This is a genomic window from Mesorhizobium sp. LMG 17147 (assembly GCF_024297145.1).
GTDB lineage: Bacteria > Pseudomonadota > Alphaproteobacteria > Rhizobiales > Rhizobiaceae > Mesorhizobium.
Genome location: NZ_JANCTC010000004.1, coordinates 231,171 through 251,240 on the forward strand (window position 1 = coordinate 231,171; position 20,070 = coordinate 251,240).

Genomic DNA, 20,070 nt, shown 5'->3' on the forward strand with positions numbered 1-20,070 from the left:
GCAGTTATTTCACCGCGCCCGCCGTCATGCCCATGATCAGGTAACGCTCGAGCGCGATGCCGATAACGGCGAGCGGTGTGATGGCCGCGGTGGCAAGCGCTGCCATCGACCACCAGTTGATGCCTTGTGAGCCGGTCTGGCTCGCCACCATCACCGGGATGGTTTTGGCGTCGGTCGAGGTCAGAAGCGCGGCGAAGAAATACTCGTTCCAGCACAGCACCATTGCAAGGATGAAGGCCGCGACCATGCCCGGCAGCGCGATTGGCATGACGATGCGCACGAAAGCGCCCCAGATCGACAGGCCGTCGACGAGTGCTGCCTCCTCCAGTTCTACGGGAATGGAATTGAACTGGTCGCGCATGATCCAGATGACGATCGGCAGCACCATCAGCGTGTAGAGCAGGATCAGCCCGACGCGTGTGTCGAGCAGGCCGACTTCCCGGTAGAGCACGAGAAAGGGCAAGGCCAGTACCACCGGCGGCAGGATCAGCTGCGACAGGAAGAAGAAGGAGATGTCCGCGTTCCTGAACCAGGCGAACTTGTAACGATAGCGGGTCAGCCCGTAGGCGGCGAGGCTGCCAATGACGATCGCCAGGCTCGAGGCGCCGACCGAAGTGATGACCGAATTCATGAAGCGCTTGATAAATTCGTCGCGAACCGTCGACGTCCGAAAGATCGAGTCCGGAGAGAGGCCGAGTGACCGCCAGCCTTTCCAGTCGGGCTGGAAGTCGACGAACGGAATCAGATGGCCTTGGGTGACGTCGACCGCGGTCTTGAACGAAGTGGTTATCGTCCAATAGATCGGGAACAGGCAGATGAAGGCCCAGAAGATGAGCGCGCCGTAGATGAAGACGCGATTGGCGACGAAGCTCGCCGGCGAGCGAATTTCGGAAGCGGCATAGTCCGTGGTCTGAACGCTCATCTTGCCGGCCCGATCAGTTGACGTTGCGCACGAAGCGGCTGGCGAATTTCAGCAGCCAGGTCACGAACACAATGATGATGATCAAATAGGCCATCGCCAGCATCGTGCCGTAGCCGACATTCGATCGATCGCGATATTCGCGGTAGATGAAGCTCGACACTGAATCGGTAGCGCCGCCCGGGCCGCCGGAGGTGACGGTGATGATGATATCGGCGAGCTTCAGCTTGAAGATGATGCGCAGGATGACTGCCGTCACCGACACCGGCAGCATCAGCGGGAAGGTGACCTGCCAGAAGGTCTGCCATGGGGTGGCGCCATCGACACGCGCCGCCTCGAGCACTTCGCGCGACATCGCCTGCAGGCCGGCGAGCAGCATGATCATCATGAACGGGATGAAGGTCCAGGCGTCGAGCACCATGATCGAGATGCGGGCGGTGATCGGGTTGGAGAAGAAGGCCGGGTTTTCCCAGCCGATATGGCGCGCCAGCGTCGCGGCCGGCCCGAAGCGGTATTCCATCAACGACTTTCCGATCATCCACGACACCGCCACCGGCGACAGCATCAACGGCAGCAGGAAGACGACGCGGAAGAATTTTCGTGCCCTAATCTGCGCGTTGAGCAGCAACGCCAGGCCGAAGGCGATGACATATTCGACGAACACCGCCAGCACGTAGAGCACCATGTTGAACAGCGCGTTGCGATAATAGGCGTCGTTCAGCATCTGCCAGAAATTGTCGAGCCCGTTGAACTTCCGGCCGCTGAAAGAACTGAGGTTCCAATCGGTCAGCGCGATGTAGAAGCCGAACAGCGTCGGGAAGATCACCATGGCAATGGTAAACAGCAGCGCCGGCAGCAGGAACAGCGCGCGCTGGCCGTCCTCGCCGCGCGTCAGCACCTGGCCGATGCCGAGTGCGACACCCCACAGCACATAAGCGTAAACGACCGGCCGCCAGGTCTCGAAGCCGATGGTGTCGACATCGCTCTTGTAAAGGATTTGCAGCGCGATCACCGCCAGAAGGCCGAGCGTCGCAGCAGCCATCAGCGCCCAGCCAAGCCGTTTGCGGCTCCGCGATATCAGGTCGGATGGCACGGCGCCTGCCGGCCATTCACTTGTCGACAAAGTCTGGTCAGCCAGGGTCCGGTCAGCCACGCGTCTTGCCCGTTCACAGGAGGCTCTATGACCGGCCGAGCCGGTCGAGGCCAAGTCGGTCAAGCGGAGGTCCGGCGGCTTTGCGCTGCCGGACCAAGTTTCACGATCTCAGCCTACATGCCGAGCGAGGCCTTGTAGAGCTTGATCTGGTTGTCGCGGCCAATCTGGTCGGTGATCTTCTCCCAAGCGGCTGCGATGGCGTCGGCGCCTTCCTGCGCCTTCATCTTGCCGGCAAAGGTGTTGGCCAAAATGTCCTCGGCGGCGCTGTAGTACTGGAAGATGCCGGGGATACGCGGCTCGATCGCCGCGTTCGGATGGTTGTAGCTGTCGGCTTCCGACTTGAGATATGAGCTTATGAACGCTTCGTCGTAGCCCGCCGCCACCCATTCCGGAATGTTGAAATGCGAGTTGCGGTAGGGCTGGAAACCCGACGGATAGGCCGCGCACCAGAGCGACAGGTCCTTGCCGCCGAGATGAGCGGCGGCGGACCAGGCGGCCTTCTTCTTCTTTTCGTCGCTGTCGACGCGCGCCATGACGTAGACGCCCCAGCCGAGATAGGCGCAGTTCGGCGCATGGTTCGGGCCGCTGGCGAGCTTGTCCCACTGGCCGGTCTTGGAGTTGTAGACATCGTCCGAGCCCGGCAGGATCGAGAAGCCGGTGACGTCCCCTACGACCGACGAGTCGTTGGTTTTGACGTTCGAGCCAGCGTCTCCCCACCAAACCAGCATCGACCCGGTGCCGCCGAGGAATTGAGAGAAACAGGTCTGGTTCGGGTCGGCATTGATCTGATCTTGCGGTTCGGAAGGCAATGCATCGATCACGTCCTGGATCGCGCGGACCCAGGCCGGGTTGTTGACGCGCGGTTTCATGGTGTCCGGATCGAATAGCCAAGCTTTGTCGTCGGGATGTTTGGCGTAAGCGCTGGCGCGGCTGCCGAGGAAGTAGAAGCCGAAACCGCCCCAGGGCTTGGGCGCATCGAGATAGCCATAGACGTCCTGGCCGTTCACCTGCTTGCCCTTGAGGAACTTGGTAACCGCCTGCACTTGCTGCCAGGTCTTCGGCACGCCCCATTCGCCTTCGCCGCCCCCATCCTTCCAGGCCTTGGCGAGATCGGCATCGGCGAACACATCGGTGCGGTAGTTGAAATTATGCGCGTCGCCGTCGACGGTCACACGATACTGCTTGCCGTTCCATGTGCCGACGGGGGGTTTCAGATAGGCCACCAGGTCGTCCATGTCGATCTGCGTCCTGACCCAGTCGGGCATCTCCGAAGTCAGGCCCTTGCCGCAGACGTCGCCTTCGAACGGTGCGCCCATTTCGACAATGTCGAAGTCGATAGTGTTGGTAGCGATCGCCTGCTGCAGACGCGGATTGTAGTCAGCCTGCGCCAGGTCGATCCAGTTGATCTTGGCGCCGGTATAGGTCTCCCACGGCTTCAGGAAGCCGCGAAACAGCACATTGTGCAGGTTCTGGTTGTTAAGGCCCATGAAGGTGAGTTCGACGCCGGCGAATTCGCCTTCCTTGACATTGGCCTTGGTGGCTCCCAGGCAAAGCTCGCCGACCTGCTGGAAATCGGCATCGGTCGGCTGACCCTTGCCGACGCCCGGAATCTGCAGGATCTGCGCGCGCAGGTCATCGGCGGCCGCGGCCGGGCGCGTCAGTGCGCCAAGCCCGGCGCCAGACGCCGCGGCGATGGCGGCCATGCTGGCCGCTCCCTTCAGCACGTCGCGGCGGGTGGCCCCGGCGCGGACAAGTTGGTTATAAAGGCTGACTTTCATCTCGTTCCTCCCAGAAGGTCAATCGTGAATTTGGTTCAGATGATGGAGCGCCGATTATGTTCCCCAACGACAGCGACTCCCGTAAATAGCGGCCCGAATTCTCCCTCCCGCGACGCTTGGCATTCAGTACCGGACAAGCGTACCGGTGCGCCCGGAACAGGGTCATAAGCCGGACACTGTCACTATTCGCACAACGAAGTGCGGTGTCAACGTGAATGGGTTTTTTATCTATAAGAGACCGACTTGCCCTCGCCGTTTGCGTTGTTTAGCTTCACGGCAACCAAAGGGGGAATGATGGCTCAAGTCGCGATCCGCAATGTGGCCAAGGCGTTCGGAACCGTCAAGGTTCTGCACGATGTGAGCGTCGACATCGCCGACGGGCAGTTCGTGGTGCTGGTCGGGCCTTCCGGCTGCGGCAAATCCACGTTGCTGAGGATGGTAGCGGGGCTGGAGACAGTCTCCGGCGGCACCATCGCCATCGGCGAGCGTGTCGTCAACCATTTGCCGCCGGCCAAGCGCGACATTGCCATGGTGTTCCAGAACTACGCGCTCTATCCGCACAAGACGGTCGAGCAGAATATGGCCTTTGCTCTCAAGCTGCGCAAAACCGACCCGGCGGTGGTCACTGAGCGGGTCAAACGGGCCGCCGACATCCTCGACCTCAATCCCTACCTCAAGCGCTATCCGCGCCAGCTCTCGGGCGGCCAGCGCCAGCGCGTCGCCATGGGCCGCGCCATCGTGCGCAACCCGCAGGTGTTCCTGTTCGACGAGCCGCTCTCCAATCTCGATGCCAAGCTGCGTGTCCAGATGCGCACGGAGATCAAGGAACTGCACCAACGACTGAAGACCACCACCATCTACGTCACCCACGACCAGATCGAGGCCATGACCATGGCCGACAAGATCGTGGTGATGCGCGACGGTCGCATCGAGCAGGTCGGCGCGCCGCTGGAATTGTTCGACCGGCCGGCCAACCTGTTTGTCGCCGGCTTCATCGGCTCGCCCTCGATGAACCTGCTCAAGGGCGTCGTGCGCAAGGGCGACAAGCCCGTCGTCGAGATCGCCGGGACGCCGTTCCCGATTGCTGCCAAGAGTGCCGTGGAAGATGGCCGCAATGTCGTCTACGGCGTGCGGCCCGAGCATCTCGAAATCCATCCAGATGGTGTTCCGGCTAAGATTTCGGTGGTCGAGCCGACTGGTTCCGAGACTTTGGTGTTCCTGCGCTTCGGCGAAGGCGAGATGGTGGCGCTGTTCCGTGAGCGCCACGACTTCAAGCCGGGCGACACACTGCACCTGAAACCGCGGCTCGACCAGGTGCATCTCTTCGACGCAGAGACCGGCAAGCGTCTCTGATTTCGCCGCAGCAAACTTCGCGAGGAATACCATGCTCAAAGGAATCAATCCCCTGCTCAATGCCGATGTGCTGCAGGCGCTGCGGGCGATGGGCCACGGCGACGATCTGATTATCGCCGACACCAATTTCCCGTCCGATTCGGTGGCGCGCCAGACCGTGCTTGGCCGGTTGCTGCGCATCGATGCGTCGGCGCCCGACGTGGTCAAGGCGGTGCTTTCGCTCTATCCGCTGGACACCTTCGTCGACGACGCGGCCGCGCGCATGGAGATCGTCGGCAAGCCGGACGACATTCCCGCCGTGCAGCAGGAAGTGCAAAAAGAGATCGATGCCGCCGAGGGCAAGGCCTGGCCGATGATCTCGGTCGAGCGCTACGCCTTCTACGAACGCGCCAAGAAGGCCTATTGCGTCATCCAGACCGGCGAGCGCCGCTTCTATGGCTGTTTTGCCTTCCGCAAGGGCGTCGTGCCACCGGATGCGGAGTAGGGGCATGCCGGCGAAACCGATCGTCATGAAGCCGGTTGTCATATTGGGCGTCTTCGTCGCCGACACGGCCTACCGCGCCGCCCGCCAGCCGCGGATGGGCGAGACGATCCTGGGCACGTCCTTCACGCTCGGCCCCGGCGGCAAGGGCTCGAACCAGGCGGTGGCAGCCGGCCGGCTCGGCGCCGATGTCACCTTCCTGACCCGCCTCGGCGTCGATCCCTTTGCCGATATGGCGAGACAGACCTGGTCGCATGCCGGCGTGAAGAGCGCCGTCATCGACACGCCGGAAAGCTACACCGGTGCCGCCTATATCTTCATCGAGGAGACGAGCGGCAACAACGCGATCATCGTCAGCCCCGGTGCGGCGATGCTGATCTCGCCCGCCGATATCGAGGCAAATGCCGGCCTGATCCGCGCGGCCGGCGTCTTCGTCACCCAGCTTGAGCAGCCGATCGAGGCGGCGATGCGGGCGCTGGAGATCGCGCGCGGGGCAGGGGTGACCACCATTCTCAACCCGGCGCCGGCGGCCAAGCTTCCGGACCGCATCTATACACTTTGCGACTATGTGACGCCGAACGAGACTGAGGCCGAGGAACTGACCGGCATCAAGGTGTCCTCCATCGACGATGCCCGCCGTGCCGCCGACAGTCTGCTGGGGAAAGGCGTTGGCGCGGTCATTGTGACGCTCGGCGAAAAGGGCGCGCTGCTGCACACGGCCGACCGTTCCGAGCATGTCGCCGCGGTCGCCGCCGGCCCGGTCATCGAGACCACCGGCGCGGGCGACGCCTTCAATGGCGGCCTGGCCGCCGCGCTGTCGAGCGGGATCGAACCCCTGCAGGCGGTGCGCTTCGCCTGCGCCGTCGCCGGCATCTCGGTCACGCGCCCGGGCACCGCGCCGTCCATGCCGACGCTGCAGGAAGTCGAGGCACTGCTCGCCAAGGGGTGAAGCCCGGCGCTGCGGGATGAGACTGTGAGCGGGAGCGAATGGGTAAGACCCGGCTCTTGTCCGGGAAGCTATTGTCTTCTGGCTTGACCACAAACAGGCGGGCAGGTCGATGGATGAGGATCAATGCCAGAATTGAAGGAATGGACCTGGACTGGGTCACGAAAGAAGATGATTTTTGACAAATCAACGTCGACATTTCCCCGACATCAAGGGCACGTGGCCCTAAGGAGAAATGGCGCGAGTGACGGGGCTCGAACCCGCGACCTCCGGCGTGACAGGCCGGCACTCTAACCAACTGAGCTACACCCGCGCATGGACGAGCACGTGTCAGCCGTGTTCGTCGTTGGGGCGGTGGATAAGGGGTAAGCCACCGGGTGTCAAGCGGACCCGGACAGCATAACAGCAAACAGGAGAAGGTTTTTTGACAAGCCGAACTTTGTTGCCGAAGCCGGCTCCCGGCCAAGCCACTGGCCGTTCATTTGTCCTTGCGAAGCCGGCCCTAACTGCTTAAAGGTCCGGCCCGGAGCGGGCGATTAGCTCAGTTGGTAGAGCGCTTCGTTTACACCGAAGATGTCGGCGGTTCGAGCCCGTCATCGCCCACCACTTTCCATCGACGTGTTCATTCAGGCATTGTCTTTTTGCAATGTCCGGTTCACACGCCTGCGCTGTCAGAAAATCGTCCAACTGGCGGTCGGTAGACGCAACTATCTGGCATCCCTTATCATTTCTGCTTGATCGCCCCGCCGCATCGGAAAGACGCGGCGGGCTTCTTCGTTGCCAGGCACTGGTCTTCGCGATAATGTTGGCATGGTTTGGAGGTCGGAGCGTGAAAGAATTCCCTCGGAAGCCCGACAATAACCAGGTAGCACGTGCTCGTCAGGCCACTGAACACGGAACCGCGCTGATTGAAGAGCTTCGCTACACGATCGCCCTGTCGCGTCGGCTGATCGAGGCGTCACATTCACTGGTGAAGAGGTCGCAGAGCCAGGGCAGGCCTCTCGAGAGTGATGGTATCGAGATTGGCTAACAGGCACGTGGTCTGTCGACGCTAAGGTCCGCCCGGAGTGCAGATGGACCCTTCGATACTGAGTTGTCCCGGCAAACAAACCAGCGGTCGACGCAACTAGTGGTTTCGTGGTTGTTGCGGTATCTCCGCTCCCAAACGCTTCACAGTCCGGGGTGGGCGCATAAACAGTAGGACTTTGGTCTGATCGAACTTGTCTTTCCCATGGGACCTAAGTCTGATCTGCTGGCTCCTTGGGTGGCAAACGATTGCCGAAAGTTAAAGCTTACAGTAATTTAAGGGAGCACAAAAGAAAGCTAAAATCTTACTGCACATGGGCATGGGTGGGCGCGAAAATATTCCTGGATGGCTTGCGAGTCATCTTCCGGATGATGCGGTGATCGCAGGAGATCTCGCCGACAAGATATCTAAGGAGGCCGAAGGAAACCGGCTTCCGGGCGAACGGGTTGTGGAGACAACCCGTAGCGCAGAAGACACCTTCAAGAAGGAAAAAGGCGAACCGTATCGCCGCGCCACGATTGCGGGAATCTTGGCCAGCGGCTCATTCCTCGCGCTGTTGGTGTTAGCGATCTATCTGCTTTATGTGTTCTCGATCGTGGCGGGGGAAACGGTCGCGAATGTTCCCCTGCCGCCCACAGTGAACTAGTAGCCGCTCCGCCAACACACTCTTCGTTCCCGCTGCAAAGGTGTTCACACGGGGCAACTGGCTGCTGCAGAACGGCAGCATTGTACTTCCATCGGCCTCCCGGTTCTTTGTAACTTGGGCGATTGGCTTGTCGCAGATCAGCCTGCAATCACCGGAGCGTGAGCAATCAGTTTCGCCACATAAACACAACGCTTCGAATCAGCGTCCTGCACCACCTCAAATCCAATCGCCTTATAGAACTTCAGCGCACCATCGTTCTCCGGCATGACTTCGAGGTGAATGCCGGTCGAGCCGCTCGCGGCAAGGCGCTGCTCGAGGAAGGCCATCGCGCGCCTGCCGATGCCTTTCCCGCGCGCTTGCGGCAACAGGTCGATATGGCCATGCGACGGGTAGGCGGCCAGCGCAGGCGAAACAGCGAAATCGGGATGATGGACCCGGTGCCGCGCCCAATCGCTGCCGCGCCAGCGCGAGCTGTCGGGTCCCGGGTCTGCAACGCGCCGCTGCAGCTCCGGGTACCAGTCTGATGCCAGGCTGGCATTGAAAGCGGCTGTTTCGGCTGCGCCAAGCAGATAGCCGGCCGCACCTCTCGGGCTATCGATAATAAAGGCCAGATCGGGTTCGAGGGCCTGGTAGGGAATGGTGTAGAGCAGGCCGAGCAGGTCCGGGTCGTCCTGTCGGCCGCTGGCGTCCTTGCCAGCATCGCCGGTCTTGAGACAGATCATCGCAAGTGCCGGATGATCGGCGGCGGTCGCCCGGCGCAGGAAGAAACCGCCGCCGAAATCGATGATCATGGCGGCAGCAGCCGGAAATCCTTGCCCTCGGGCAAAAGCTGCCCGCCGTCGACGATGATGGTCGTGCCGGTGATGTAGCCGGCGTCATCCGAGGCCAGGAACAGGAAGGCATTGGCCACGTCGCGTGGGCTGCCGAGACGGCCGAGCGGGATGGCGTCTTCCATGTTCTTGATGAAGGCCGCACCGCGATGCTGCTCTATGCCTTCGGTAAGGATGTTGCCGGGCTCGACGCCGTTCACGGTAATGCCGTACCCCGAGAATTCGAGAGCCGCCGAACGGATGAGGCCGTTGATACCGGCCTTGGTCGCCGAATAGTGGCCATGACCGGGGCTGGTGACGTGCGGGCCGGTGATGGAGGAGGTGAACAGCATGCGGCCAAAATGCTGTGCCTTCATCGGCACCAGCGCCGCGCGTGCGGCGATGAAGCTGCCACGCAAGTTCACCGCCATGACCCGGTCCCAATCGTCGGGACTCGTGTTTTCCAGCAATTGCCAAGGATAGATTCCGGCATTCTGCACCATGATGTCGAGCCGGCCGTGACGGTCGAGCGCCAGTGCAACAGCAGCCTCGGCATCGGCCATCTGCGAGATGTCGGTGCGAATGAAGGCGGCGCCAAGCTCGTCCGCAGTCGCTTGCCCGGCCTCAACCTCGGTATCGGCCAGGACCAGCTTCGCGCCCTCCTCGGCAAAGCGCTGTGCGATCGCCTTGCCGATCCCGCGTGCGCTTCCGACGACCAGCGCGACCTTGTCTTCCAGACGGCCGGTCATGCCAGCCTCTGGCGAATGGTCTGCTTGAATGCGTCGAGCAGCACGGCGGCGAGCACCAGCAGGCCGTGGATCACCTGGGTGAAGTTGGCCGGCAGGCCCATCAAATTTATCGCCGTGTTGATGGCCGAGAGCAGCAGCACGCCGGCATAGACGCCGGGCAAGGTGCCGACGCCGCCCTTCAGGCTAACGCCGCCGATGACGACCGCGGCGAAGGCATTGAACAACAGGCCGACGCCGAGATTGGCGGTTGCGCCGGAGGTGCGGATTGCCAGCAGCCAGCCAGCAAGACCGGCAATGGCGCCGGCGAGAACGAAGGCTATGACCAGGTTGCGGTTGACGCGGATGCCGGCGCGAAAGGTCGCAGTCTCGTTGCCGCCGATCATGACCAGGTGCCGGCCGAAGGGCGTCTTGGCCATAATCAGCGAGAAGACGATGAAACAGGCGATGGCGATCCAGGCGGTCAGCGGCAGGCCGCCCAGGCGCTGGATGGCGAACCAGCGGATTGCCGGCGCAAGGTCCTGTGCCGACCGGCCGCCGGAAATGACCAGCACCAGGCCGCGCACCCAGATGTAGGAGGCCAGCGTGATGATGAAGGCACTCATCTTCACCTTCACCACCAGGTAGCCGTTGATGACGCCGATGAGGCCGCCGACGGCAAGGGCGATGAGCAGCGAAACCGGAACCATCAGCCATTGCGGCTGCAACTGGATGCCAAGGCCGATGCCCGACGAGCAGAACAGAATGCCGACCGCCATGGCGCTGAGCGCCGCCACCGACTCGACAGACAGGTCCATATGGCCGGCGATGATGACCAGCGCCAAGCCGATCGACATGACGCCGAGCACGCTCGACGCCTCGATGATGTTCGCGAAAATGCCGAGCTGAAAATAGTTCGGGATAAGGATGGAAAAGACCACCAGCACGAAGACCAGCATGAACCAGACGAGATTGTCGAGGATGAACTCGAGGGTTTGGCGCGTGCGGGGGTTCATCTCAGGATCCGGTTGGCGCCGACCCCGAAAACCATTCGGGTTTCGGACTATCAGGCGCGGTTGAAAATTGCTGCAGCATTCCCGTGCGCGTCCGTTCGAACGCACCGCGGCTGCAGGGCTGGGCTCCGGGCCGGCATGGCCCGGAGCTTCTGGTGAGTTCGCTATTCGACCGGCTTTATGGTTTCGGTCGGCGGCTTCATGTTGCCCCAGAAGGCCGGGTTATCGACGTTTTCCTTGGTGATCGCAGCGCCGGGGATCTTGATGTTCGGCCCCCACGCTTCCTTGGTCAGGGTTGATTTCAGGCCAAGCACGTCATATTCGCCTGGCTTGATCTCCTGCTTGTTGACCACCTTGTCCATGAACATCGCGACCGCCGCGGCCTGGGCGTAGAGCGGCTGCTCGACTTCGACATTGAGCCAGCCCTTGCGGATCAGGTCGAGGCCGACCGGAGCGCCGTTAGAGCTCATCAGCATGACGTCGCCCGGTTTCTTGCCGGCGGCCTCGAGCGAGGCGACGGCGGCGACCGAAAGATGCGCGGCGTGGCTGAAGATCAGGTCGATGTCGGGGTTGGCGAGCATCTGGTCGGCAACGATGGTGCCCGCGTTACTGGCCTCCCATTGCATGGCCGGCAGCGAGATGATCTTGACGTCCGGGAACGCCTTCATCTTCTCCTCGAAACCCTTCTGGATGTCGAGCGTGTAGGGGTCGCCCGGATCGCCGAGCACTTGCAGGATCTTGCCCTTCACCGAGCCGTTTTTCGCAGTCAGGAGCTTTTGCGCCTGATCGGCGGCGACGTAGCCGATCTCGACGGTTCCGGCCACCGAGGTGAAGTCGGACGGGGTCGAGGTTATCTGGCGGTCGAACTCGACGACCGGGATGCCGGCGGCACGGGCCGCCTCGACCGACGGCTTCAGCGCATTGAAATCGACGGCGGCAAGGATGATCGCCGCCGGCTTCAGCGCGATGACGTCGTTCATCTGCGATTGCTGCGCGTCGGTCTTGTTGTCGGCGTTCAGCGTCTTCATCTCGTAACCGACCTGCTTCAGGAACAGTTCCAGCGCGCTCACCGAGCCGGTCTGGAACTCATCGAGCAATGTCGGCACCATGTAGTAGACGGTGCCCTTCGACTGAGCGAATGCCGGCGTGAGCGTGGCAAAGGCCAGTGCCAGGATACCGAAGACGGAAAGAAGTATTTTCTTCATGTCGTTCGCTCCTCTTGCGCCGGACCCCTCATTTGTCCCTCAGTTCGCCGGTCCGGCACCGGCGAGCGTCTCTCCGGTGATCATGTTGATCACCGCGTCGGGACTTGTTTTGTTGCGTGCGACGTCGCCAGCCACGACACCTTGCCGGATCACCACGATCCGGTCGGCGACCTGGAAGGCCTGTTGCATGATATGGGTGATGATGACGACGCCGATGCCCTGGCTCGCCACCTGGCGGATCATGTCGAGGCCGCGCCGCGTCTGCTCGACGCCGAGCGCCGCGAACGGCTCGTCGAGAAGCACCAGCTTGCCGCCAAAATGCACGAACCGATTGAGCTCGATGGCCTGCCGCTGGCCGCCGGAAAGATGCTCGACATTGGTGCGAAGCGAGGGAATGCGGGTGCCGGCGCTGGCCAGTGCCCTTTGTACCACCTGCTCCATCGCGCGCTCGTCGAGTACCGGAATGCCGAGAACCTTCCTGGTGATCTCGCGGCCCATGAAGAAATTGGCGACCACGTCGACGTTGGTGCAAAGCGACAGGTCCTGGTAGACCGTCTCGATCCCAGCGGCCTTGGCCTCGGCGGGAGATTTGGCCAGGAATTCCTTGCCTTCGAACAGCATGCGGCCGGAGGTCGGCTCGAGGCCGCCGGCAATGATCTTGACCAGCGTCGATTTGCCGGCGCCGTTGTCGCCCAGAAGCGCCACCACTTCGCCCTTGCCGATCGAAAAGCTGATGCCTTTCAGCGCTTCGATGGCGCCGTAATTCTTGGCGACGTTGTCGAGCACCAGCAGCGGTTCACTCATGCCGCGATCCCCTTGTTATGCAAGAGATCCCGACCGCGTTCGCGTTCGGCGGTGAAGATCTGGCCGAAGCGCGGCGAAAGCACCCCCGAAACGGCAAGTGCGGCGGCGCCGCGCAACACCGCATGCTGGCCGCCGCGTGCGACGCTGACGCGGGGCGTCGTGCGATCGCTTCGCGCCGAGACCGAATTGGGCAGGTGCGCGGCCGCGCCGGCAAGCCTTTCGAGCAGGTCGGTGGACGCCAGCCCGCCGAGGATGATGGTTTCGGGGTCGAACAGGTTTTCGATGATGGTGACGGCGTTGCGAAAGATCGGCGCAATCTCGCTCACCCACTCGGCGTCGGCGATTTTGCGGCGCCGCAGCGCCTCGAGCGAGAGATACCGTTCGAGGCAGCCGCGATTGCCGCACGGGCACGGCTCGCCGCCCGGCACAGCGGGAATGTGGCCGATCTCGCCGGCATTTCCCCAGGCGCCGCGCAATGCGGCCCCATCATGCACCATGACGCCGCCGAGGCCGACACCGAAATAGAGATAATAATATTCGGAATATGCCGTCCCGAGGCCGTAGAGGCGCTCGCCGATAGCCGCCGCCGCCATGTCGGTTTCGAAAAAGGCCGGCAGCCCGGTTGAGGCGGCCAGCCGCTCGCGCAGCGCCACATCCTTCCAGCCGGTCATGGTCGTCGGCCCCACAAAGCTCATGGACTCCACGCCGAACGGTCCGGGCAGCGCCATGCCGATGCCGAGAACGCGGCCACCGGGCCGCAATGCCGTCAATTCGAGCACCATGGCGCCGATCAGCTCGAACGCGTGGTCGGGCGTTGCATTTGGCGCTTCACGGTAGGTGCTCTCGATAACATCGCCGCTTAGGTTGATCAGGGCGGCATTGATGCCCAGCGGGGTGACGTGGATGCCGACGGCATAGCCGCCTTCCGGATTGATGCGCAGCGTCGCCGGTGGCAGGCCGCGCCCCTTGGGCTCTTCGCGCAGCGACAACACGTAACCGTGCTCTTCCAGCTCGCGAACGATGGTCGACACCGTCTGCACGGTGAGCCCGACGCGTCTTGCAATGTCGCCGCGGGCAATCGGTCCGTGAAGGCGGATGGATTCGAGCACGATGCGCCGATTATACGGCCGCCCGAACTCCTGATTGGTTCCCCGCAGTGCCATGCCTTGTGCCCCCGAGAGAGGCTAGACTGGCACTGAAGATTTATTCAGTCAAATGGAATTCAAAAATAAAATTGACAGCCCGTGCAGAGCGAACCTGGCGGATGGCCGCTCAGAGGCATGGTCAATAGCGGATGGCACGGCGCTCCAGCAGAACCACGATTGCGAAGATCGCGATTGACAAGGACGACGACAGCACGATCGCCGCATAGAGCCGATCCGATTGATAGTTGAAGGTCGCCTGGATGATGAGCGCGCCGAGGCCCTTATCCGACCCGATCCACTCGCCGACGATGGCTCCGATCACGGCCGTGGCCGAAGCGATTCGTAACGAGGAGAACAGCATCGGCAATGCTCTTGGCAGGCGCAGGCTCCACAAGATCTCCCAGCGCGTGGCCGACAGCACCCGGAACAGTTCGTGCTCGTTGTCGCTGGCCGAGTCCAGCCCGCGGATCATGTTGACCAGCGTCGGGAAGAAGCAGATCACCGCCGCGATCACGATCTTCGGCGTCATGCCGAGCCCGAAGGGAGCAGCCCGGCTCCCTAGAGGTACCGCTCGACCTTCTTGCCGACGGTCAGAAACCGCAGGGGATCGATTGCCTCGCCGTTGTGGCGGACCTCGTAATGCAGATGCGGGCCGGTTGAGCGGCCGCTGTTGCCGGTCTTGCCGATGATGTCTCCGGCATCGAGCTTCTGTCCAACGGCGACGTCGATTTCGCTGAGATGCCCGTAACGCGTCACAAAACCGTTGCCGTGGTCGACCTCGATCATGCGGCCGTAGCCGCCGTTCCAGCCGGCCTTGACGACCACGCCGGCTGCCGTGACCTTGGCCTGCATACCGACCGGCGCCCTGAAATCCATGCCGGAATGCAAGGCGGCCGTGCCGAGGATGGGGTCGGTGCGCACGCCGAACGGGCTGGTGACGCTATGGCCAGGCGCGGGGTTGGCGAGCGGCAGCCGCCGCGCTTCCTTTTTAAGATGGTCCAGCGCGTCAAGAGCCTCGTCCAACTCCTTGACCTTGCTGTCGAAGACCAACGAGCTGTGGAGTGGTATCAGCGGGCCACCGACGTCGCTCTTTTCGAATTCGCTATCGACGGGCAGGCCGGCGGCCTCAAGCGCCTGCGAGATCGCGTCGGCGCTTTTGTAGGCATTGTCGGCAAGTGTGGCGATGCGGGTGAGCTGCTGGCTCTCGATGGCCTTCAGCGAGTTGTTGATCGAAACGAAGAGCTTGTCCGCCCGGTCGGCCGCGCTTTCGCTCGGCAGCGGATCGGCGCGGGTCGACCACAGTGAGAACGGCCTGGTGTCGTCAACGCCCACAGAAGCGGCAAGGGGGGCGGCAAGGCTGGCGACGGAATAGCCCATCGGCTGGATGCTGCCGGTCGCGGCGGCATGTTCGTCCGGCTTTGCCGTCGGCACGGGCGGCGTTGCGACCTCGTTTTCGGCTCGTTCGAGGATCGGCCCGAGGCGGCCGTGACGCAGGCTGAGCTGGCTCTGCCGTTCCAGCAGCTCGCTGACCTTGGTTTCCATCAGCTGCTGATCGAGTAGCTGGCGGCTGGTGATGCGATCGACCTGGCTGCGCAGTGCCGAGATGCGGTCTTCGTAGGCCTGCTGCATGCGCGCCTGCCGCGCCGTCGTGGCGCCGATCAGATCGTCGCGCAGCACCAGATAAGAGGTCGCCAGCAGGTAGCCAATGACGATCGCCGCTAGCGCCGAGCCGCAAAATGCCGCAAGCCACGGGCGTATGGTGAAATGCCTTATCTGGTCGCCCCGGGCGATGATGACCGTGTGGGGCTCTTTGCGTCTGCCGAAGACCGCTGACTGACTGGCTACGTTCACGGGACCAAGCTTTCGTTACGACACCAACGACGAGCCTGATTACACATTATTAGGGTTAACAAAGTTTTGCCGGATCGAACGACAGGCAAAGGTCTTCGCGCAAAACGGGTATCGCATTGCGGCGGCCTGGCGCAGCTCTCAAAGAGCGCGAACCGCGTTCAGCACCTCTTCGGCGTGCCCCTTGACGCGGACGTTGCGCCAGATCCTGGCGATGCGCCCGTCGCGGCCGATCAGGAACGTCGCCCGCTCGACGCCCATATAGGTGCGGCCGTAGAGCTTCTTTTCCACCCACAAATGGTAAGCCTCGATCACTTTGCGCTCTTCGTCGGCGACAAGATCGACACTCAGATCGTACTTCGCCTTGAATTTGTCGTGTTTCTTGGCGCTGTCCGGCGAGAGCCCGACGACGACAGCACCGGCCTTTTCGAACTCTGGCTTCAACTGCGAAAAGCCGATCGCCTCGTTGGTGCAGCTTGTGGTGTCGTCCTGTGGGTAGAAATAGAGTACGATGGGTTTTCCCAGCAATGCGGCGAGGCTGAGTGAACCGCCGCCGTCGCGCGGAAGATCGAATTGCGGCGCAACATCGCCCACGTCGAGGTCAGCCATACCGATGCCCTTGTTTGAAGTTACGCGCCAGGCTGCACCGATATAATGTCGAGCGGGGATTCGTCCACGATCGAATTCGTTTCAACGGAAGATTGCGTGGATCAGGAGCTACCGCAGCACGAGAAGATCAGGTTCAGGCGTGACGAGATCACCGACCTGGGAACCTTTCCGTCCGCGTGCCGCGTCCCGCCGCTCGGCCAGGCGTCGATCGGTCGCGGCGTCCGTTTGATGGCGCGGCTGTTTGCCGGCCTCGTCGCCCTTGTGCTGCTGGCTGCCGCCGGCGTCTACGCGATCGGCGTGTCCGGCTTCGGCTCGGAGCGGCTTCGCGCGGAAGCCGAAACGGCAATCGAGAAATTGGCAGGCTTCGATGTCGACGTTGCCGTCGGACCGGCCCGGCTGACGCTTGACGGGTCGAGCTTCATTGCGCTGCAGGTCAGCGACGTCAGCCTCAAGACCGCCGACGGAACACCGATGGCCGACGCCGGCCGGGTCCGCTTTGGCATCCGGCTGATCCCGTTGCTTTCGGGCGAGGTGCGGCTGACCAGCGCCCGGATTTCCGACGCGCACATCGTCATGGCGGCAATGCCGTCCGGCGGTGACTGGACGGCGGAGCTGCGCAACCAGGACGGCCTCATCGATCCGGAAAAACTTTCCGCCGCCGTCTTCGCCAACCTCAACCGTGCGCTTGATGCGGTGCGCGAGGATTCGATGCGCCAGATCGATCTGCGCAACGTCGAGCTGGCACTGCCCGAGACCGGATCGGTCGAGTCGGTCACCATCGCCGACGCCTCAGTCTCGCAATCGGGACCGGGAAGCATGGAGTTTTCATCCGACGCGGATGTCGACGGCAGGGCGCTCACCATCGCCGCTTCCGCCACCCGCGATCCGGCGACGCGACGCATCACCATGCTGGACGCCAGCATCCAGGCAGCGGACGCCGACGCTGCGTCAGCAGGTGGCAAATTGGGTGCGATCGCCTTGAAGCTGGCGGGATCGGAAGGGACCGGCGACAACGGTTCGCGGCTGACCGCTGCCCTGTCGCTGACCGGATCGGTGCTCGATCTCGGTTCGCGCGGCCTGCTTCCGGCCGATATCGATCTCGATGCGACGCTCGTCGCCGGGTCGAACAAGATCCAGGTCGACAGTTTGCTGGTGAAAACCGGCCGCTCGACCTTCGATTTCGCCGGTTCGATCGGGCCGAAGCCGGCTACCGGCACAGCCGGCGAGGAGCCATCCTATCGTTACGACCTGACCAGCGACGGTTCGACCCTGGCGCCTTCGGATTCGCCGGAGCCGGCGCTCAGCTTCATCGCCCGTATTGCCGGCGTCTACCAGCCGACGAGCCAAAAGCTGATCGCCGAGCAGATCGGCGTCCGGTCCGCACCGGGCAGCGAAGTGCTGGGCACGGCTTCGGTTTCATTTGTCGCCAACCAGGCGCCGGGCATATCGGTGGCGCTCAATGTCCACGACATGCCGGTCTCGCACGTCAAGCAATTATGGCCGTGGTTTTCGGCGCGCAATGCCAGGCTGTGGGTGCTTAAGAACCTGTTCGGCGGCCGCGTCGTCGATGGCAGCCTGCAGTTCCAGGTCGTACCCGGACGGCTCGGCAACGGCGTGCCGCTTTCCGCCGATGAAGTGTTCGGCCGGTTCCAGGTCGAAGGATCGCGCTTCGATACGGCCGGCCGCATTCCGCCGATCCGCGATGCCGTCGGCGTCGTCGGCTTCCACGGCAACGACGTCGACGTCGCGTTGTCGTCGGGCAGCGTCTATATGCCGAGCGGCCGCACCGTGGCGGCAAGCAATGGCACGCTCACCGTCAAGGCGGCGAACCATCCGCCGGTGATCGGCGCGCTCGACATCGATGTCGCCGGCGAGGCGCCGGCAATCGCCGAACTGGCATCGTTTGACCCAATCAACGCCATGCGCCATGTCGGCCTGCTGCCGGACGACCTGTCCGGCACGGTGACCGGCCACGTCAAGGCTGATATTCCGCTGCAGTCCGGTGTCGACTCGTCCAAACTCGATTGGCTGGTGGCGCTCGACTACAAGGACCTGTCGCTGGCCAAGCCGTTCGAGGGCCAGACGGTCAGCCATGCCGACGGCTCGATCACGGTCGCGCCCGACCGGGCGGTGATCTCGGCCAAGGCACTGCTCAACGGGATTCCGGCCGAGCTCGACCTGGTTGAGCCGCTGAGGGATGGCGGCCCGCCGCGCAGTCGTAAAGTAGCGCTGGTGCTCGACGACAAGACGCGCGCCATCGCCATGCCTGGCCTGTCGACGCTGCTTTCCGGAACCATCAAGGTGGCGATCGACAAGAGCGGCGCCGGCAACCAGAACGTGTCGGCCGACCTGACCAATGCCAGGCTGGACATTCCCTGGGCCGGCTGGAGCAAGGGCCCCGGCATTCCCGCCAAGGTCGTCTTCGCCATGGCGAAGACCGGCGACACCACGACGCTGTCCAATTTCGAACTCGACGGCAAGACCTTCTCCATCGACGGCAGCGCCGTGCTGATTAACGGCGCCTTGTCCTCGGCCCGGTTCAGCAAGGTCACGTTGAACAGGGGCGACGACGTCGCCGTCTCGGTGAAGCGGTCGGGCAAGACCTATGCGGTCGAGGTCAGCGGCAGCGCGTTGGACGCACGCTCGCTGATCAAGCAATTCACGTCCGATGTCGATACCGCGACCAAGACCAGCGGCGTCGATGCGATCTCGGTCAGCGCCGACGTCAGCTCCCTGACCGGCTTCCACGACGAGGTGCTGTCGAATCTGAAGCTCGACTACAGCGCCGCCGGCTCCAGAGTGAACGGGCTCAAGGTAAGCGCCACCGCAAGTTCGGGAGCCGCGATCACCGTCAGCAACACCACCGGCGGCGGCCTGCGAACGCTCAACATGAAGTCGGCCGACGCCGGCGCCATACTGCGCTTCCTCAACATCTACGAGCACATGGAAGGCGGCTCGATCACGCTGGCGCTCACCGGGGCTGCCGACGGGCCGATGAAAGGCCAGGTCGACGCCAGGAATTTCGTTGTCGTCAATGAGCCGAAGCTCGCCTCGATCGTGTCGACGACGCCGGCTGGCGACAGCCGCAGCCTCAACGAGGCGGTCAAAGGCAATCTCGACACGTCGAGGGTGAAATTCGAGCGCGGCTTCAGCGAGATCGACAAGGGCAGTGGCTATCTGAAGCTGCGCAACGGCGTGCTGCGCGGCTCGCGCATCGGCACCACCTTCCAGGGCACGCTCTACGACCAGAACAACAACATGGATATGACCGGCACGTTCATGCCGGCGTACGGCGTAAACCGCATCTTCGGCGAACTGCCGCTGATCGGTGCGCTGCTCGGCAACGGCCGCGACCGCGGCCTGATCGGCGTCACCTACAGGCTCAAGGGCAACGCCAACAAGCCTAACCTGGAGGTCAATCCGCTATCGGTGATAGCGCCCGGGATTTTCAGGTCGATCTTCGAGTATCGGTGAGGTCAAAACCCAATTACCTCGAGCGACCGAGTTTTGATCTCAAGCGGCCGCTCGTCCGCCCGCGATTTCACGCCCATGATCCAAAGGCGACTGACGTCAGCCCGGGCTTAAATGGCCGCTTTGCGCCGCAATCTC

Annotated in this window: 16 protein-coding genes, 2 tRNA genes and 1 pseudogene; 6 read left to right on the top strand and 13 right to left on the bottom strand. The window is 62.8% G+C overall.

The genetic code is table 11. The features are described 5' to 3' along the window. Positions 1 to 4: 4 nt before the first annotated feature. The 3 genes from NMG46_RS10590 to NMG46_RS10600 all read right to left on the bottom strand — a co-directional run bounded on the left by NMG46_RS10590 (position 5) and on the right by NMG46_RS10600 (position 3,850). Entirely contained in the window at positions 5 to 922 is a 918-nt protein-coding gene (locus NMG46_RS10590; RefSeq protein WP_254817604.1) for a carbohydrate ABC transporter permease, read from the bottom strand. A gap of 13 nt (positions 923 to 935) precedes the next feature. Next, positions 936 to 2,057 (bottom strand): carbohydrate ABC transporter permease, encoded by a 1,122-nt coding sequence (locus tag NMG46_RS10595; RefSeq protein WP_254817729.1) that lies wholly within the window; start codon positions 2,055 to 2,057, stop codon positions 936 to 938. Positions 2,058 to 2,185: 128 nt separating this feature from the next. Next, the gene (locus NMG46_RS10600) at positions 2,186 to 3,850 is read right to left on the bottom strand and encodes an ABC transporter substrate-binding protein (RefSeq protein WP_254817605.1); all 1,665 of its coding nucleotides are present in this window, start codon (positions 3,848 to 3,850) and stop codon (positions 2,186 to 2,188) included. A gap of 294 nt (positions 3,851 to 4,144) precedes the next feature. On the opposite strand from NMG46_RS10600, the gene NMG46_RS10605 reads away from it, so the two are divergent. Genes NMG46_RS10605 through rbsK form a run of 3 tightly spaced genes read left to right on the top strand, consistent with a single transcriptional unit; the run spans position 4,145 to position 6,633 of the window. Then, positions 4,145 to 5,203 (top strand): ABC transporter ATP-binding protein, encoded by a 1,059-nt coding sequence (locus NMG46_RS10605; RefSeq protein WP_254817606.1) that lies wholly within the window; start codon positions 4,145 to 4,147, stop codon positions 5,201 to 5,203. A gap of 31 nt (positions 5,204 to 5,234) precedes the next feature. Beyond that, on the top strand, positions 5,235 to 5,687 hold the full coding sequence (locus NMG46_RS10610; RefSeq protein WP_254817607.1) for an RbsD/FucU family protein: 453 nt from the start codon (positions 5,235 to 5,237) through the stop codon (positions 5,685 to 5,687). 4 nt (positions 5,688 to 5,691) lie between these two features. After that, a complete protein-coding gene (gene rbsK, locus NMG46_RS10615; RefSeq protein WP_254817608.1) occupies positions 5,692 to 6,633 on the top strand; it encodes a ribokinase in 942 nt (313 codons plus the stop codon). 233 nt (positions 6,634 to 6,866) lie between these two features. Here the strand turns inward: rbsK and NMG46_RS10620 are convergent. Further along, a tRNA-Asp gene (locus tag NMG46_RS10620) sits at positions 6,867 to 6,943 on the bottom strand. Between the two features lie 217 nt (positions 6,944 to 7,160). Between NMG46_RS10620 and NMG46_RS10625 the strand changes: the two genes are divergently transcribed. Next, positions 7,161 to 7,236, top strand: a tRNA-Val gene (locus NMG46_RS10625). 740 nt (positions 7,237 to 7,976) lie between these two features. Continuing rightward, entirely contained in the window at positions 7,977 to 8,303 is a 327-nt protein-coding gene (locus NMG46_RS10630) for a hypothetical protein (RefSeq protein WP_254817609.1), read from the top strand. Positions 8,304 to 8,440: 137 nt separating this feature from the next. On the opposite strand, the gene NMG46_RS10635 is transcribed toward NMG46_RS10630, so the two are convergent. The 9 genes and pseudogenes from NMG46_RS10635 to NMG46_RS10675 form a co-directional block, all read right to left on the bottom strand. Next, positions 8,441 to 9,094 (bottom strand): N-acetyltransferase, encoded by a 654-nt coding sequence (locus NMG46_RS10635; protein WP_254817610.1) that lies wholly within the window; start codon positions 9,092 to 9,094, stop codon positions 8,441 to 8,443. Then, a complete protein-coding gene (locus NMG46_RS10640) occupies positions 9,091 to 9,861 on the bottom strand; it encodes an SDR family oxidoreductase (protein ID WP_254817611.1) in 771 nt (256 codons plus the stop codon). Before NMG46_RS10640 ends, NMG46_RS10635 begins: the two co-directional genes overlap by 4 nt. Next, positions 9,858 to 10,853 carry an ABC transporter permease gene (locus tag NMG46_RS10645; RefSeq protein WP_254817612.1) on the bottom strand — a complete coding sequence of 332 codons (996 nt, stop codon included), beginning with the start codon at positions 10,851 to 10,853 and terminating at the stop codon, positions 9,858 to 9,860. Before NMG46_RS10645 ends, NMG46_RS10640 begins: the two co-directional genes overlap by 4 nt. Positions 10,854 to 11,014: 161 nt before the next feature. Next, positions 11,015 to 12,055, bottom strand: a complete 1,041-nt coding sequence (locus NMG46_RS10650; protein ID WP_254817613.1) for a sugar ABC transporter substrate-binding protein — start codon at positions 12,053 to 12,055, stop codon at positions 11,015 to 11,017. A gap of 39 nt (positions 12,056 to 12,094) precedes the next feature. After that, positions 12,095 to 12,859, bottom strand: a complete 765-nt coding sequence (locus NMG46_RS10655; protein ID WP_254817614.1) for an ATP-binding cassette domain-containing protein — start codon at positions 12,857 to 12,859, stop codon at positions 12,095 to 12,097. Further along, the gene (locus NMG46_RS10660) at positions 12,856 to 14,022 is read right to left on the bottom strand and encodes an ROK family transcriptional regulator (RefSeq protein ID WP_254817615.1); all 1,167 of its coding nucleotides are present in this window, start codon (positions 14,020 to 14,022) and stop codon (positions 12,856 to 12,858) included. The genes NMG46_RS10655 and NMG46_RS10660 overlap by 4 nt, the downstream gene beginning before the upstream one ends. Before the next feature lie 121 nt (positions 14,023 to 14,143). Further along, a pseudogene (locus tag NMG46_RS10665) lies at positions 14,144 to 14,545 on the bottom strand (ABC transporter permease); the annotation flags it as partial. Positions 14,546 to 14,562: 17 nt separating this feature from the next. Continuing rightward, entirely contained in the window at positions 14,563 to 15,855 is a 1,293-nt protein-coding gene (locus tag NMG46_RS10670; RefSeq protein ID WP_254817616.1) for a M23 family metallopeptidase, read from the bottom strand. A 138-nt stretch (positions 15,856 to 15,993) separates the two neighbouring features. After that, complete coding sequence (locus NMG46_RS10675; protein ID WP_254817617.1) at positions 15,994 to 16,461, bottom strand: peroxiredoxin; 468 nt, start codon at positions 16,459 to 16,461, stop codon at positions 15,994 to 15,996. A gap of 96 nt (positions 16,462 to 16,557) precedes the next feature. On the opposite strand from NMG46_RS10675, the gene NMG46_RS10680 reads away from it, so the two are divergent. Continuing rightward, positions 16,558 to 19,935 (top strand): DUF3971 domain-containing protein, encoded by a 3,378-nt coding sequence (locus NMG46_RS10680; RefSeq protein ID WP_254817618.1) that lies wholly within the window; start codon positions 16,558 to 16,560, stop codon positions 19,933 to 19,935. The last annotated feature ends 135 nt before the right edge of the window (positions 19,936 to 20,070 follow it).

What these genes read in the sequence shown, in the direction of transcription:
- NMG46_RS10630 (WP_254817609.1), top strand. Translation starts at nt 7,977, where the DNA reads ATGGGTGGGCGCGAAAATATTCCTGGATGGCTTGCGAGTCATCTTCCG.
- NMG46_RS10590 (WP_254817604.1), bottom strand. Translation starts at nt 922, where the DNA reads ATGAGCGTTCAGACCACGGACTATGCCGCTTCCGAAATTCGCTCGCCG.
- NMG46_RS10635 (WP_254817610.1), bottom strand. Translation starts at nt 9,094, where the DNA reads ATGATCATCGATTTCGGCGGCGGTTTCTTCCTGCGCCGGGCGACCGCC.
- NMG46_RS10605 (WP_254817606.1), top strand. Translation starts at nt 4,145, where the DNA reads ATGGCTCAAGTCGCGATCCGCAATGTGGCCAAGGCGTTCGGAACCGTC.
- NMG46_RS10645 (WP_254817612.1), bottom strand. Translation starts at nt 10,853, where the DNA reads ATGAACCCCCGCACGCGCCAAACCCTCGAGTTCATCCTCGACAATCTC.
- NMG46_RS10600 (WP_254817605.1), bottom strand. Translation starts at nt 3,850, where the DNA reads ATGAAAGTCAGCCTTTATAACCAACTTGTCCGCGCCGGGGCCACCCGC.
- NMG46_RS10660 (WP_254817615.1), bottom strand. Translation starts at nt 14,022, where the DNA reads ATGGCACTGCGGGGAACCAATCAGGAGTTCGGGCGGCCGTATAATCGG.
- NMG46_RS10650 (WP_254817613.1), bottom strand. Translation starts at nt 12,055, where the DNA reads ATGAAGAAAATACTTCTTTCCGTCTTCGGTATCCTGGCACTGGCCTTT.
- rbsK (WP_254817608.1), top strand. Translation starts at nt 5,692, where the DNA reads ATGCCGGCGAAACCGATCGTCATGAAGCCGGTTGTCATATTGGGCGTC.
- NMG46_RS10640 (WP_254817611.1), bottom strand. Translation starts at nt 9,861, where the DNA reads ATGACCGGCCGTCTGGAAGACAAGGTCGCGCTGGTCGTCGGAAGCGCA.
- NMG46_RS10675 (WP_254817617.1), bottom strand. Translation starts at nt 16,461, where the DNA reads ATGGCTGACCTCGACGTGGGCGATGTTGCGCCGCAATTCGATCTTCCG.
- NMG46_RS10610 (WP_254817607.1), top strand. Translation starts at nt 5,235, where the DNA reads ATGCTCAAAGGAATCAATCCCCTGCTCAATGCCGATGTGCTGCAGGCG.
- NMG46_RS10655 (WP_254817614.1), bottom strand. Translation starts at nt 12,859, where the DNA reads ATGAGTGAACCGCTGCTGGTGCTCGACAACGTCGCCAAGAATTACGGC.